The sequence below is a fragment of the Nocardiopsis akebiae genome (assembly GCF_018316795.1).
Taxonomy (GTDB): domain Bacteria; phylum Actinomycetota; class Actinomycetes; order Streptosporangiales; family Streptosporangiaceae; genus Nocardiopsis; species Nocardiopsis dassonvillei.
The window spans coordinates 6311491-6324902 of sequence record NZ_CP074132.1 but is presented as its reverse complement, the minus strand read 5'-3'; the positions used below and the strand labels follow the sequence as shown (position 1 = coordinate 6324902).

The 13412-nt window shown below is 72.9% G+C and carries 11 protein-coding genes, 1 tRNA gene and 1 pseudogene; 5 read left to right on the top strand and 8 right to left on the bottom strand.

Annotated elements, in window-relative coordinates; genetic code table 11:
* Window positions 1–7: 7 nt before the first annotated feature.
* The 4 genes from KGD83_RS27110 to KGD83_RS27095 all read right to left on the bottom strand — a co-directional run bounded on the left by KGD83_RS27110 (window position 8) and on the right by KGD83_RS27095 (window position 4242).
* Complete coding sequence (locus tag KGD83_RS27110; protein ID WP_212641741.1) at window positions 8–919, bottom strand: carbohydrate ABC transporter permease; 912 nt, start codon at window positions 917–919, stop codon at window positions 8–10.
* Window positions 916–1845, bottom strand: coding sequence for a carbohydrate ABC transporter permease (locus KGD83_RS27105; RefSeq protein WP_212641740.1), 930 nt, complete (start codon window positions 1843–1845; stop codon window positions 916–918). The genes KGD83_RS27110 and KGD83_RS27105 overlap by 4 nt, the downstream gene beginning before the upstream one ends.
* Window positions 1842–3101 carry an ABC transporter substrate-binding protein gene (locus KGD83_RS27100; RefSeq protein WP_212641739.1) on the bottom strand — a complete coding sequence of 420 codons (1260 nt, stop codon included), beginning with the start codon at window positions 3099–3101 and terminating at the stop codon, window positions 1842–1844. The genes KGD83_RS27105 and KGD83_RS27100 overlap by 4 nt, the downstream gene beginning before the upstream one ends.
* Before the next feature lie 118 nt (window positions 3102–3219).
* On the bottom strand, window positions 3220–4242 hold the full coding sequence (locus KGD83_RS27095; RefSeq protein ID WP_212641738.1) for a LacI family DNA-binding transcriptional regulator: 1023 nt from the start codon (window positions 4240–4242) through the stop codon (window positions 3220–3222).
* Between the two features lie 254 nt (window positions 4243–4496).
* Between KGD83_RS27095 and KGD83_RS27090 the strand changes: the two genes are divergently transcribed.
* Complete coding sequence (locus KGD83_RS27090) at window positions 4497–6455, top strand: aconitate hydratase (protein WP_212641737.1); 1959 nt, start codon at window positions 4497–4499, stop codon at window positions 6453–6455.
* A gap of 51 nt (window positions 6456–6506) precedes the next feature.
* On the opposite strand, the gene KGD83_RS27085 is transcribed toward KGD83_RS27090, so the two are convergent.
* Entirely contained in the window at window positions 6507–7466 is a 960-nt protein-coding gene (locus KGD83_RS27085) for a sulfite exporter TauE/SafE family protein (RefSeq protein WP_212641736.1), read from the bottom strand.
* A 191-nt stretch (window positions 7467–7657) separates the two neighbouring features.
* Between KGD83_RS27085 and KGD83_RS27080 the strand changes: the two genes are divergently transcribed.
* Both KGD83_RS27080 and KGD83_RS27075 read left to right on the top strand, forming a co-directional pair.
* The gene (locus KGD83_RS27080; protein ID WP_212644647.1) at window positions 7658–7837 is read left to right on the top strand and encodes a hypothetical protein; all 180 of its coding nucleotides are present in this window, start codon (window positions 7658–7660) and stop codon (window positions 7835–7837) included.
* Window positions 7771–8060: pseudogene (locus tag KGD83_RS27075) on the top strand (cytochrome P450); the annotation flags it as partial. The gene KGD83_RS27080 and the pseudogene KGD83_RS27075, both read left to right, overlap by 67 nt.
* 81 nt (window positions 8061–8141) lie before the next feature.
* Here the strand turns inward: KGD83_RS27075 and KGD83_RS27070 are convergent.
* Together KGD83_RS27070 and KGD83_RS27065 are read right to left on the bottom strand one after the other, a co-directional pair.
* Window positions 8142–9278, bottom strand: coding sequence for a sensor histidine kinase (locus KGD83_RS27070; protein WP_212641735.1), 1137 nt, complete (start codon window positions 9276–9278; stop codon window positions 8142–8144).
* The gene (locus tag KGD83_RS27065; protein WP_212641734.1) at window positions 9275–9949 is read right to left on the bottom strand and encodes a response regulator transcription factor; all 675 of its coding nucleotides are present in this window, start codon (window positions 9947–9949) and stop codon (window positions 9275–9277) included. Before KGD83_RS27065 ends, KGD83_RS27070 begins: the two co-directional genes overlap by 4 nt.
* 255 nt (window positions 9950–10204) lie before the next feature.
* On the opposite strand from KGD83_RS27065, the gene KGD83_RS27060 reads away from it, so the two are divergent.
* The gene (locus tag KGD83_RS27060) at window positions 10205–11749 is read left to right on the top strand and encodes a trypsin-like serine protease (protein WP_212641733.1); all 1545 of its coding nucleotides are present in this window, start codon (window positions 10205–10207) and stop codon (window positions 11747–11749) included.
* A gap of 111 nt (window positions 11750–11860) precedes the next feature.
* Here KGD83_RS27060 and KGD83_RS27055 read toward each other — a convergent pair.
* Window positions 11861–11945 (bottom strand) — tRNA-Leu (locus KGD83_RS27055).
* 144 nt (window positions 11946–12089) lie between these two features.
* Between KGD83_RS27055 and KGD83_RS27050 the strand changes: the two genes are divergently transcribed.
* Window positions 12090–13412, top strand: coding sequence for a M20/M25/M40 family metallo-hydrolase (locus KGD83_RS27050; protein WP_212641732.1), 1323 nt, complete (start codon window positions 12090–12092; stop codon window positions 13410–13412).

Here is a 13412-nt window from a genome sequence, read left to right as displayed (position 1 = left end):
CGGCGGGTCACTTGATCGACCCCCCGGAGATCCCGGCCGCCACGTATTTCTGCGCGACGACGAGGAGCACCGCCGCGGGGATCGAGGAGAGGACGGCCACCGCCATGACGGCGCCCCAGTCGCCGACGTGCGCGCCGATGTACTCGTAGATGCCTAGCGTCACGGGCTTGACCGCGTCGGTCGTGTTCAGCGTCAGCGCGAACAGGAAGTCCGACCACGCGAACAGGAAGGTGAACAGGCTGCCCGTGATCAGCGCGTTGCGGCTCATCGGCAGCACGATCGAGACCAGCACGCGCAGGCGTCCGCCGCCGTCGAGCATCCCGGCCTCCAGCACCTCCTCGGGGATGGACACCATGAACGCGCGCAGCAGGACGATCGTGAAGGGGACGCCCAGGGACGCGTCGGCCAGGATCAGCCCAAGGTAGGAGTTGACCAGGTCCAGTTCGACGTAGGCGTTGTACAGCGCGTTGGCCACGACGATGCCCGGGACCATCTGGGTGATCAGGGTGGCGAACACGACCGTCTCCGCGCCGCGCAGCCGGAACCGGGCCAGGGCGTAGGCGGCCGGGGCGGCCACCACCAGGCAGACCGCGACCGCGCCGAGCGCCACCAGGATCGAGGTGAGCAGGTTGCCCGCCTGCGACTCCCAGGCCCGCTGGAAGTTGCCGAGGTCGAGCGTGCGCGGGAACCACCGCAGCTCCACCATCGCGGCGCCCGGTTGCAGCGCCGTGTTGACCATCCAGTACAGCGGGAACAGCAGCACGGCCAGGACCAGGACGCCGAACACCACGCTCACGGCGTCGCCCCGCGCCCCGCGCGTCATGCGCGGGCGCCGGGGCCGCGCGGCGGCCGGTGCCCCGCCGCTCCGGGGCGGGCCCGCCGGTGCGGGGGCGGCGGTGCTCTCGGGTGCGGCGCTCATCGGGTGACACCTCCACGGTTGGCGCGCAGGTAGATGACCGCGAACACCATGCTGACGAGGATCAGGACGTTGCCGACCACGGCCCCCTGGCCGAAGTCGAGCTGGAGGAAGGACAGCTGGTAGGTGAGGGTGCCCAGGGTCTCCGTGGAGTGCGCCGGACCGCCGTTGGTCAGCGCCAGGATCAGGTCCAGGATCTTCACGGTCGACATGAAGCCCAGCACCAGCACCACGGTCACCACGGGCCGCAGCAGGGGCAGGGTCACCCCGAAGAAGGTGCGCAGCGGTCCCGCGCCGTCGAGCACGGCCGCCTCGCGCAGCTCCGCGGGGATCTCCTGGAGACCGCCGTAGAGGATCACCATGTTGAAGGGGATGCCGATCCAGATGTTGACCAGCACCACCGACAGCAGCGCGAAGTCGGGGCTGCTCAGCCAGGGCACGGCCGAGGACGTGATCTGGAGCGCCTGGAGCGACTCGTTCAGCACGCCGGTCTCCTGGTCCAGGACCCGGCGCCAGACGGTTCCGGCCACCACCATCGGGATCAGCCACGGCAGCAGGAGCAGGGACCGCATGATCCCCGACAGCGGGAAGCGGCGGCTGAAGAAGACCGCCAGCGCCATGCCGATGCAGAACTGGCCCGCCAGCGATCCCAGCGTGAACAGCAGGGTGTGCCACAGGGACGCGCCGAACAGCTCGTTGGCGAAGACCGCCCGCCAGTTGTCCAGCCCGTTGAACGGCGCCTCCCCCGTGAAGTACGTGGCGAAGGTGTAGTCCTGGAAGCTCATCACCACGTTGCGGACCAGGGGGTACCCGAAGAACAGCAGCATGTACAGCAGCGCCGGGGCGACGAACAGCCACTTCGTCAGGTTCTGGTTCGAGGGGTTCCGGCGCCCGCGCGCCGCGGCCGCCGCCGTTTCCGCCGCCGTCATGACCGGGCCTCCAGCTCCGCCTCGACCCGCGCCTGGGCGCGTTCCATGGCCTCCCGCGGACCCGCCTCGCCGGTGAGCGACGCCTGGAGCGCGGTGCCGATGGCCTGGGAGTAGGCGTTCCACTCGGTGCCGGCGTACTCGGTCCGGCTGCGCGCCGTGCGCACCTGGTCCACGAACGGGGCCAGCTCCGGGACCAGGCCGCGGTACCGCTCGGCCGCCTCGGTGTCGACGGGCACGTTGCTGCCCTTGGTCGACCAGTCCAGCTGCGCCTCGGCCGTGGTCAGGCAGGCCACGAGTTCGGCGGCCACGCGTTCGCGGTCGGGGTCCTCGGCGTTGACCGGCACGGTGAAGGTGGTTCCGCCGATCGGCGCGACCGAGGTGTCCCCGGCCTCGGGCACGGGGATCTCCGCCACGGCCCACTCCAGGTCGGGGTGCTCCCGCAGGACCGGCAGCTGCCAGGGGCCGTTCACCATCATGGCCGCGTTGCCCGCGATGAACTGGTCGTTGACGTCGGCCTGGGTCCAGTTGACCACCGAGGGCGAGACCGACCCCGCCTCGACCAGCGAGGTGACGTACTCCAGCGCCTCCACCGACTCCGGCGAGGCCAGCTCCCTCTCGTCGCCGCCGTTGGACCACAGCCACGGCAGGAACTGGTAGACGCCGTCCTCGGTGGCCAGGGCGCTGATCGCCAGGCCGTAGCGCTCGCCCCCGGTCAGATCGGCGGCGGCCTCCTCCAGCTCCGCCCAGGTCCCGGGCGGGTCGATGCCCGCCTCCTCCAGGGCGGCCGTGTCGTAGAAGAGCCCGAGGGAGTTCACCGACCGGGCGGCGCCGTAGTACACGCCCTCGTAGCTGCCGATGGACAGGGCGCCCTCGGAGAGGCCGTCCGTGGGTATGCCGAGTTCCTCCAGCGGTACCAGGCCCCCGGCCGCCGCGAACTGCGGCAGGTCCGAGCCGTCGAGGTTGAGCACGTCGGGGAGCGAGTCGGAGGAGGCCATCCGCAGGGCCTTGGGCACGAGCTGGTCGGCGGGCACGCTGATGTGGCGCACCTCCACGCCCACCTGGTCCCCGCAGGCGTCCATGGCCTCCTGGTCCCAGGTGTGGTAGGGCTCGTCGGTGCTGGAGTCCATGATGGTGTACACGCTCGGGTCGCGTTCGGCCGCGCAGCCGACTCCGGTCAGGGCGAGCGCCGCGGCGCAGGCGGCCGCCGACGCCGTTCGTAGTGGGCGGTACGGGTGTCGGTGCAGGTGTTCGTGCATCTCGGGGGCCTTCTCGGCGGGGGCGGGTGTCGACGCGCCGGTCGCGTCGGGGGCTGGCGCCACCGGGGCCGCGACCGGCCGTCGGGTCCGGCGAGCGGGTCGCCGGGGCCGTTTGGGGTCAGTGCGGGGGAGCGGAGACCGTCCCCCCGGGGGTGATCTCGGGCGGGATGAGCTCGCGCCGTCCTCCCGGGAACGGCGGACTGCCGCGCGCGGCCTCGGCGGCCAGCCGGGTCACGGCGGCCGACATCCGTTCGACGGGCAGTTCGATCCGGGTCACGTCCAGCCCCGCGAGGTCCTCGGGGAAGCTGCCGACGGCCACCAGGGAGACGTCCCCCGGCACGTCGGCGCCGCGCGCGGCGAGGTGGCGCAGGACGCCGGGCACGGCGGCGGGGTGCTGGAGGGCGAGCGCGGTGGGCGGTCGCTCCCCGTCGAGGAGCGCGTCCAGCCGTCGGTACAGCTCGGCGGGGTCCTTCGCCGAGGGCAGGACGCGCACGGGGACGCCGAGTTCGGCGGCGGCGCGTTCGGCCCCGCGCAGACCGCGCACGGAGTAGCTGCGGCCCGAGGCGATGTCCTCCTCCACCGTCGAGACGAAGCACAGGTCGCGGTGCCCGGCCCCGTGCAGCAGGCGCAGCGAGGCGACCGCGGCCTCCTCCCAGTCGAGGTCGGCCCAGGGCGCGGCGTCCTCGTCGGAGGGGCGGCCGAGGACCACCACGGGGAACCCCAGGGCGTCCATCGCGCCGATGCGGGGGTCCTCCATCTCCACGCCCATGATCACCGCGACGTCGGCGAGCCTGCTGCGCGCGGCGCGCTCCAGCCCGTGCGCCCCCGCGTCGTCGTCGCGCACGGTCAGGAGCAGCAGGTCGTAGCCCAGCTCCCCGGCGGCGCGGCTCAGCCCGTACATGAACCGCCCGCCGACCGGCAGGTAGCCGGACGAGGCCAGCGGCAGGGCCAGCGCGATCACGCGGGTGCGGGCGCTGCGCAGGGAGCGCGCGCCCGCGTTGGGGTGGTAGCCCAGTTCGTCGATGGCCGTCCGCACCGCGGACCGGGTCCGTTCGGAGACGCGGCGGGAGCCGCTGAGCACGTAGGACACCGTGCTCGGGGCCACGCCCGCCGCCGCGGCGACGTCCTTGATGGTCACCATCGCGGCCTCCCCCCACGCACCTTTGTCGAAGCGATTCGACAATCCGCCGCGCGGATCCGTCGAATCGATTCGATGAACGGGCACCATGGTAGGAACCACACTCCTGTGTGACAACCCCCTCATGGTGGCGTTCCCCCGCGGAGCCCGAGGGACGGGCCTTCCCGTCCGTCCCGCCGCGCGCCGAACCGGCGGCGCCCCGTTTGCGGCGCGCCCGCGCGGTCAGGGGCGGAGGAGGCGGACGAGGGGAGATCGCCATGGGACGCGGAGTCGCGCGCAAACTGATCGACGCGCACCTGGTCGAGGGGGAGATGGTGCCCGGAGGGGTCATCGGGCTCTCCGTCGACCAGACCCTCACCCAGGACGCCACCGGCACCCTGGTCATGCAGGAGCTGGAGGCCCTCGGCCTGGACCGCACCCGGGCCGGGGTCAGCGTGCAGTACGTGGACCACAACCTGCTCCAGACCGACGAGAAGAACGCGGAGGACCACGCGTTCCTGCACTCGGCGGCGCGCCGGTACGGCATGTGGTACTCCAAGCCCGGCAACGGCGTCTCCCACCCCACGCACATGCAGCGCTTCGGGGTGCCCGGCGCGACGATGGTCGGCTCGGACTCCCACACCTGCGCCGCCGGTTCGCTGGGCATGCTGGCGGTCGGCGTCGGCGGCCTGGAGGTGGCCATGGCCATCGCCGGGCGCCCGCTGCGCGTCCGGGCGCCGCTGATCTGGGGCGTGCGCCTGACCGGCGAGCTGCCCCCGTGGACCTCGGCCAAGGACGTCATCCTGGAGATGCTGCGGAGGCACGGGGTCAAGGGCGGGCTCAACCGGATCATCGAGTACCACGGCCCCGGGGTCGCCGCGCTCACCGCCATGGACCGCCACGTCATCGCGAACATGGGCGCCGAGCTGGGCGCCACCACCACGGTCTTCCCCTCCGACGGCGCGGTGCGCGACTTCCTGCGCGCCGAGGGGCGAGAGGACGACTTCACCGAGCTGCTGCCCGACGACGACGCCGACTACGACGTGACCGACGAGATCGACCTGTCCGGCGTGGAGCCGCTCATCGCCCGGCCCTCCTCGCCCGGCGACGTCGTCCCCGTCCGCGAGGTGGCGGGCACCGACGTCAGCCAGGTCGTCATCGGCTCCTCCGCCAACCCGGGGCTGCGCGACTACGCGGTCGCCGCCGCCATGGTCAGGGGCCGCCAGACCGACAGCGCGGTCAGCTTCGACGTCAATCCGTCCTCACGCCAGATCCTCTCCGACCTGACCCGCACGGGAGCCACCCTCGACCTCATCCAGGCCGGGGCCCGCATCCACCAGGCCGGATGCCTGGGCTGCATCGGCATGGGCCAGGCGCCCGCCGTCGGCCGCAACTCGCTGCGCACCTTCCCGCGCAACTTCCCGGGCCGCTCGGGCACCGAGGAGGACGCGGTGTGGCTGTGCTCCCCGGAGACGGCCGCCGCCTCCGCGCTCACCGGCGTCATCACCGACCCGCGCGACCTGGCCGGGGAACTGGACCTGGACCGTCCCGACCTGCGGCCGCCGGAGCGGTCGTCGGTCAACACCGCGATGCTGGTCCCGCCGCTGCCGCCGGAGGAGGCCGAGCGGGTCGAACTCGTCAAGGGGCCCAACATCTCCGCGCTGCCGGACTTCCCGCCCCTGCCCGACCGGATCGAGGCGCCGGTGCTGCTCAAGGTCGGCGACGACGTCTCCACCGACGAGATCTCCCCGGCGGGCGCCCTCGCGCTGCCCTTCCGCTCCAACGTGCCCCGGCTGGCCGAGTTCACCTTCACCCGGATCGACGAGGACTATCCGAGCCGGGCCAAGGAGACCGCCGAGGGGGCCGGGCACATCGTGGTCGGCGGGGAGAACTACGGGCAGGGCTCCTCCCGCGAGCACGCGGCGATCACCCCCCGCTACCTGGGTCTGCGGGCGGTGATCGCCAAGTCCTTCGCCCGCATCCACTGGCAGAACCTCGCCAACTTCGGGGTGCTGGCCCTGCGCTTCGCCGAACCCGGCGACTACGACCGCGTCGGCTCCGGCGACGTCCTCGTCCTGGACGGCCTGGAGGAGGCCCTGTCCTCCGGCTCGGAGCTGACCGTGCGCAACACGACGAGGGACGAGGAGTACCGGCTGGACCACCAGCTCTCCCCGGCGCAGGCCGAGGCGGTGCTGGCGGGCGGCCAGATCCCGCTGCTGGCCCGGGAACTTCACTGACCCGTCCGCCGCCCGGGCCGGAGGCCGCGGCACCCCGCGCCGGGGCTCCCCTCAGGAGGCGGTGTCGGAGGAGCGCTGCCTCTCCCGCTCGGCGCCGCTCCGCGCGGTCGGCTCCGGGCCCTCCTCCGGTGCGGCGGGGGCGGTGCGGCGCTCGATCAGGTGGGCGCGCAGCGACCAGACCACGGCGCCGGTCCACGCCGCCCACACGAGCACGTAGACGGCCGTCCGGGCCGCCGGGGGAAGGGCCAGCAACTCGGTGCCGAGCAGCGTCCGGGTGTTGGTCAGCACGATCAGCCCGCCGACCAGCGAACCGAGGATGCGGGGCGGGATGTAGCGCACGATCCAGGCGGCGATCGGCGCCGCGACGATGCCGCTGATCAGCAGCGCGAGCACCCAGCCGACGTTGATCCCGGCCGCGCCCAGACCGACGAGGAAGCCGAGGCTGGCGGCGAGGGCGACGATGAACTCGCTGGTGTCGATGGTGCCGATGACCTTGCGCGGCTCCATGCGCCCGCTGGCCAGCAGGGCGGGGGTGCCGACCGGGCCCCATCCGCCGCCTCCGGTGGCGTCGACGAACCCGCCCAACAGGCCGAGCGGGGTCAGGAAGCGCCTGCGCAGGGGCTTGTCCAGGTTCCGGGTCGGCGTGCCCCACGCGGTGAAGCGGATGAGGATGTAGAGGCCGAGCGCGAGCAGGATGCCGGACATGATCGGCGCCGCGGCCTCGGTGGACAGCCAGCTCAGGAAGGTCGCCCCGGCGAACGAGCCGATCGCGCCGGGCAGGGCGATGCGCCGGACGACCTTCCAGTCGACGTTGCCCAGCTTCCAGTGCGAGACGCCCGAGGCCAGCGTGGTGCCGATCTCGGCGAGGTGGACCGTGGCCGAGGCCGCGGCCGGATTGGTGCCGAAGAGCAGGAGCAGCGTGGTGGAGGTGACGCCGTAGGCCATGCCGAGACTGCCGTCGACGAGCTGGGCGAAGAATCCCGCGACGGCGAGGAGGACGAGAGTGCGCATGTGGGCCTTCCGTTAGGGAGGGATACGCGGGGCGGTGGAGGTCTGCGCGGTGTCCGGCCCGGACGCGGCGCCCGGTCCCGGTCCGCCGCGGGCGCCGGACCGGGCGCCGTTGTGGCGATGGAGGTAAAGCTACCATGTTGGTAGGAATAGTGGCCAAGTAGGCCGCCGGAGGGTCGCGGGGATTTACGGCCATGCCGACTTCCGACTCCCCCGAACCCGTCACCGCCGACATCACCCTGGTCGCCGGAACCCTCCGGATCAGCGCCGGAGGCCGCGCCGAGACCACCGTCGAGGTCCACCCGCGCGACGCCGCCAAACCCACGACGTGCTCAGCGGACTCACCGGCGGCGACCTGGCCGGCGAGGAGCTGAAGGGGGTCAGCCTGGTCCTGCTGGCGGCCGGGTTCGACACCACCGCGAACACCCTGGCGCTGGACGCCTTCGCCCTGCTGCGCGACCCGGAGCGGCCGGCCGCCTGCGCGCCGCCCCCGCGTTCGCCGACCGTGCCGTGGAGGAGCTGCTGCGGTACCTGATGAGCACGGCCAAGACGTTCGTGGGGACGGCGCTGGAGGACGTCGAGCCGGGCGGCCGGACCGCGTCCGGAGACCGCGGACCTGTACGGGCTAGACCGCGGACCTGCACGGGCTGAAGGGCCTCCCGGTCACCTGGGACGCGCCTACGGTGACGGCGTGAGGTCACCGCTCAGGCGGGGGAGCGTGACCGTCACGGTCAGCCCACCGCCCTCGCGCGGACGCAGGTCCAGCGCGCCGCCGTGGACCTCGACCACCCGCGCGACCAGGGCCAGGCCCAGCCCGTGACCCGAGTCGGGCCCGAACCTGCCCCGTCCGCGCAGGAAGGGTTCGTGCAGTCGGGCCACCGTCTCTGGCGTGTGGTGCGGACCGGTGTTGTCGACCCGCAGGACGGCCCCGGCGCCGGGGGAGCGGCCGGTGCTGACCGAAGCCGTCCCGCCCCGCCCCGCGTTGTGGCGAAGCGCGTTCTGCACCAGGTTCTGCGTGAGCTGGGTGAGCAGCGCGGGGTCGCCGAGCGTCGGCGCCGGAGCCGACGCGAGGTGCAGCCGCACCCCGCGGCGCTCGGCCTCCGCCGAGTTCTCGGCCACGACGCCCCGGACGATGTCAGCCAGGTCGACCGGCGCGGATACGGCGGTCACGGCGTTCGCGTCGGCCAGCCGCAGGAGGGCCTCGGTGAGCTCGACCGCCCGGGCGTTGGTGGCGCTGAGCCGCTCGACCAGGCGCGGGACGTCCTGCCCCTCCGGGTCGCGTCGGGCCACGTCCAGGAGGGTGGCCGTCACGGCCAGCGGGGTCCGCAGCTCGTGGGAGGCGTTGGCGGCGAAGCGCTCCTGGGTCTCGAAGGCGTTCTCCAGGCGGTCGAGCATGTGGTCGAAGGCGTCGGCGAGCTGCCGGAACTCGTCGTCGCGCTCGTACAGCCGGATGCGGTGCTCCAGCCGTCCAGAGGCCGCGATGCGCACGGCCTCGTTGATCCGGTGCAGCGGGCGCAGCACCCACCCGGCGAGGAACCACCCCCCGACGAGCCCGATCACGGCCAACACCACCAGGACGACCCCGGAGACCACGATGACGGCGTCGAGGATCTGCCCGCGGGCGGGGACGACCAGGCCGCCGGAGTCGCGCGGGTTGGCCGCGGTGAGCGGGTAGTCGGGGACGTAGCGCAGGACCACGTAGACCCCGGCCATCACCGCCAGGCCCGCCGCCACGAGGAACCCGGCGTAGCTCAGGGTCAGGCGAAGGCGTGCGCTGCCCCTCCTCCCGGACGGGCCGGGGACGTGCGCGTTCACCTCGCGTCCCCGGGGTCGGCGAGACGGTAGCCGGCCCCGGGGACGGTGACGATCGGGTCCGGCCTGCCCAGGGACCTGCGCAGCTGCGACATCGTCACCCGGGGCGCGCTGGTGAACGGATCGGCGTTCTCGTCCCAGACCTTCTCCAGCAGCGTCTCGGAGCTGACCACGCCCCCTTCCGCCCTGATGAGCAGCTCCAGGACGGCGAACTGTTTGCGGGGCAGCCTCAGCCGGCGCCCGTCCCGGTCGGCCTCCCTGCGGTACGGGTCCAGACGCAGGCCGCCCCATTCCAGCACCGGCGGAACGGACGAGGAGGGCCTCCTGGCGAGTGCGCGCAGGCGCACGACCAGTTCCTCCAGTGCGAAGGGCTTGGTGAGGTAGTCGTCGGCGCCCAGCGCGAACCCGCCCACCTTGTCCCGCAGCCGGGTCGCGGCGGTGAGCATCAGGACCCTGGTCCCGGGGTGGTCGCGCACCACCGCCGCGCACACGTCGTCACCGTGGACCCCCGGGATGTCCCGGTCCAGGACGATCGCGTCGTAGTCGTTGACCGAGGCGCGCTCCAACGCCTGGTCGCCGTCGAGGGCGATGTCGGCGGCGATGGCCTCCTGGCGCAGCCCCGCTTGGAGCGCCTCGGCCATGAAGACCTCGTCCTCGACGATCAGCACACGCATGGCGTCCCCTCCCGCTCCGATCGCTGCCGCGTCCCGGCACGCCCCGCCGACGGCGCCGGTGTCCCCGCGACCCGGCTCCGTGGCCGTTCAGCATAGGCGGGAGCCTGTTGCGAAAACGTTGGGCGCCGCGCACGCGCCCGTGCCACCCCTCCCGGCACCCGGCCGTGCCGCGTCCGGGCCTCGGGCCCGGGGCCGCCGGGGAGCGGGGCGGGGACCACACATCCGCGCAACAACCGCCCTCCTACGGTCGGGCGCATGCGAAGTCGTACTCTCCTTGCCGCTCTCGTCCTGGCGGTGACCGCGACCGTGGTCACCACTGCCCCGGCGCACGCCGTCGTGGGCGGCAGACCGTCAACACAGTCGTATGAGTTCATGGGCTCGTTCCAGCCGGACTACCCCGCGCCGCCGCGCCCGGACGGCCACGGGTGCGGGGTCGTCGTCCTGGCGCCCCAGTGGGTGCTCACCGCCAGCCACTGCGCGGGAAAGAACCCGACCAACGCCCAGACGGGCGTTCCGCGGGGCTGGAGCGTCCGCGTCGGGTCGCCGGACTCCGACTCCGGGGGCGAGGTGGCCGTGGTCGACCACTACTACCGGCTGGCCACGAACAGGGACGAAGGGGGTTTCTGGGGCAGGGACCTCGCGCTGATGCACCTGGAGCACCCCGTCGAGGCCCGCCCGGTGCCCATCGCCTCGGCCTCGCCACCGGCCGGGACACCGGTGCGGATCATGGGCTGGGGCATGACGTGCGACGACACCGGGAACCCCGACTGCTTCCCGACACGGTTGCAGGAGGCCGACACCGTGGTGCAGCCGCCCTCGGCGTGCCTCGGCCAGGCGGTCGAGGGCGAGTTGTGCATCGGCAGCAGGGACGGAAGCGTGGCCGCGGCCAACATGGACTCGGGCGGCCCCGCGCTGGTCCGCGAAAACGGCGCGTGGGCGCTGGCCGGGGTGGTCAGCGGTCCCAGCGGGGACGGGGCGCCCACACTGTTCACCGACGCCACCCGGCACACCGGGTGGATCGACGGCGTCGTCTCCGGCACCGACGTGCCCCCGGACGACGAGGTCCCGGACGTGGCGGGCATGGTGGGCCTCCAGGGCTGCGTGGGCTCGGTGGTGCGCACCCCGACCTCGGAGCCGGACGCGCCGGCGCTGATGCTGACCAACGGCCACTGCGTACAGGGGGACCGGCCGGCGCCGGGAGAGGCCCTCGTGGACCGGCCCGCCGACCTGGAGGTGCCCGTGGCCGACTCCCAGGGCTACCCGCTGGTCACCGCCAGGGCCGAGCGCCTGGTGTACGCGACGATGACCGGGACCGACGTCGCGCTCTACCGCCTGGACCGGACCTACGAGCAGTTGGACTCCCGGGGGGCGAAGGTCTTCGAACTCGGGACCGCCCCCGTGCGCTCCGGCGACGAGGTGACCATGGTCTCTACCAGCACCCGGTCGGACTGCTCCGTCGAGGCCGTGCCCGCGCACCTGCGCGAGGGCGGCTACCAACAGGACGACCCGATCCGCTACGCCTCCGGAGGGGGGTGCCTCCCCTACCCCGGCATGTCCGGTTCGGTGCTGTTGGCCGCCGACGGCTCCACCGTCGTGGGCGTCCACAACACCCACAACAGGGACGGAGGGGAGTGCACGGACGACAACCCCTGCGAGGTGGACGCGGACGGGAACGTGACCTTCGAACAGGGACGCGGCTACGGCCAGCAGGTCCACACGGTTCCGGCCTGCCTGACCGACCGTTCGGAACTGGACCTGTCACGCCGGGGCTGCTCCCTCACCGGCGCCGCGTCGGCCTGACCGCCCCGAGACCCCCGACGGGGCCGCGACGCGGAGTCCGCGCGCGGCCCCGCCCCGTCCGCCCCGCCGCCCGGACAAGCGAAAAGGCCCTGCGAGCAGGGCCTTCGTTTGTGTCCGAGGGGGGACTTGAACCCCCACAGCCTTAACGGCCACTAGCACCTCAAGCTAGCGCGTCTACCTATTCCGCCACCCGGACCGGGTGTGCTCGGCGCTCCCGCGCCGGACACGTCAACCATAGCAAAGGTCGAACACCGCGCGAACCATGTTTTCCGCCGGTGGAAGACATGGCAGGGTCGGTGGAACATTAGGGCGACAAGGTGCGGCTGGACGGGAGCGTCAGATGGCGGAGCCAGGCAGGGAACTGAGCGCGGCCGAGGTCGAGGTGGTCGACCTGTGCCGGGAGCTCATCGAGTTCGACACCTCCAACTACGGCGACCACTCGGGACCCGGTGAGCGCAAGGCGGCCGAGTACGTGGCGGCCAAGCTCGACGAGGTCGGGGTCGATTCGAGGATCTACGAGAAGCACCCGGGGCGCAGCAACGTCGTGGCCCGGATCACGGGGGAGGACTCCAGCCGTCCCCCGCTGCTCATCCACGGCCACCTCGACGTCGTTCCGGCGGCCCCGGAGGACTGGACCCACCACCCCTTCGCGGGCGAGGTCGCCGACGACTGCGTGTGGGGCCGCGGCGCGGTCGACATGAAGGACATGAACGCGATGGTCCTGGCGATGCTGCGCCAGCGCCTGCGCGAGGGCCGCCGCCCCCCGCGCGACATCGTGCTGGCCTTCCTCGCCGACGAGGAGGCCGGGGGCACCTGGGGCGCCCAGTACCTGGTCGACGAGCACCCCGACCTGTTCGCCGACTGCGACTCGGCGATCAGCGAGGTCGGCGGCTTCTCGTTCACGGTCAAGGAGAACCGGCGGCTCTACCTCATCGAGACCGCGGAGAAGGGCATCGCCTGGATGAAGCTGACCGCGCGCGGCACCGCCGGGCACGGTTCGATGGTCAACACCGACAACGCCGTCACCGAACTGGCGGCGGCCGTCGCCCGGCTGGGCGAGCACCGGTTCCCCGTCCAGCTCACGCCGACCGTGCGGACCTTCCTGGAGGAGATCTGCGAGGAGTTCGGCATCCCCTTCGACGAGCGGGACGTGGACGCCACGGTCGCCCGCCTGGGCCCCATCGCGCGCATGATCGGCGCCACCCTGCGCAACACCCTCAACCCCACGGTCCTGGGCGGCGGCTACAAGGCCAACGTCATCCCGGGCGAGGCCACCGCCCAGGTGGACGGCCGCTTCCTGCCGGGCACCGAGGACGCGTACTTCGCCGAGGTCGACCGGCTGCTGGGCCCCAAGGTCAGCCGCGAGTTCATCCACCACCTGCCCGCGGTGGAGACCTCCTTCGACGGCGGCCTGGTCAGCGCCATGTCGGAGTCTCTGCTGGCCGAGGACCCCGGCGCCAAGGCCGTCCCCTACTGCCTCTCCGGTGGGACGGACGCCAAGAGCTTCTCGCGCCTGGGGGTGCGCAACTACGGTTTCGCCCCCCTCCAGCTGCCCCCGGAGCTGGACTTCGCGGGCATGTTCCACGGGGTGGACGAGCGCGTCCCGATCGAGGGCCTCCGGTTCGGGGTCCGCGTCCTGGACCGTTTCGTCGGGTTGAGCTGA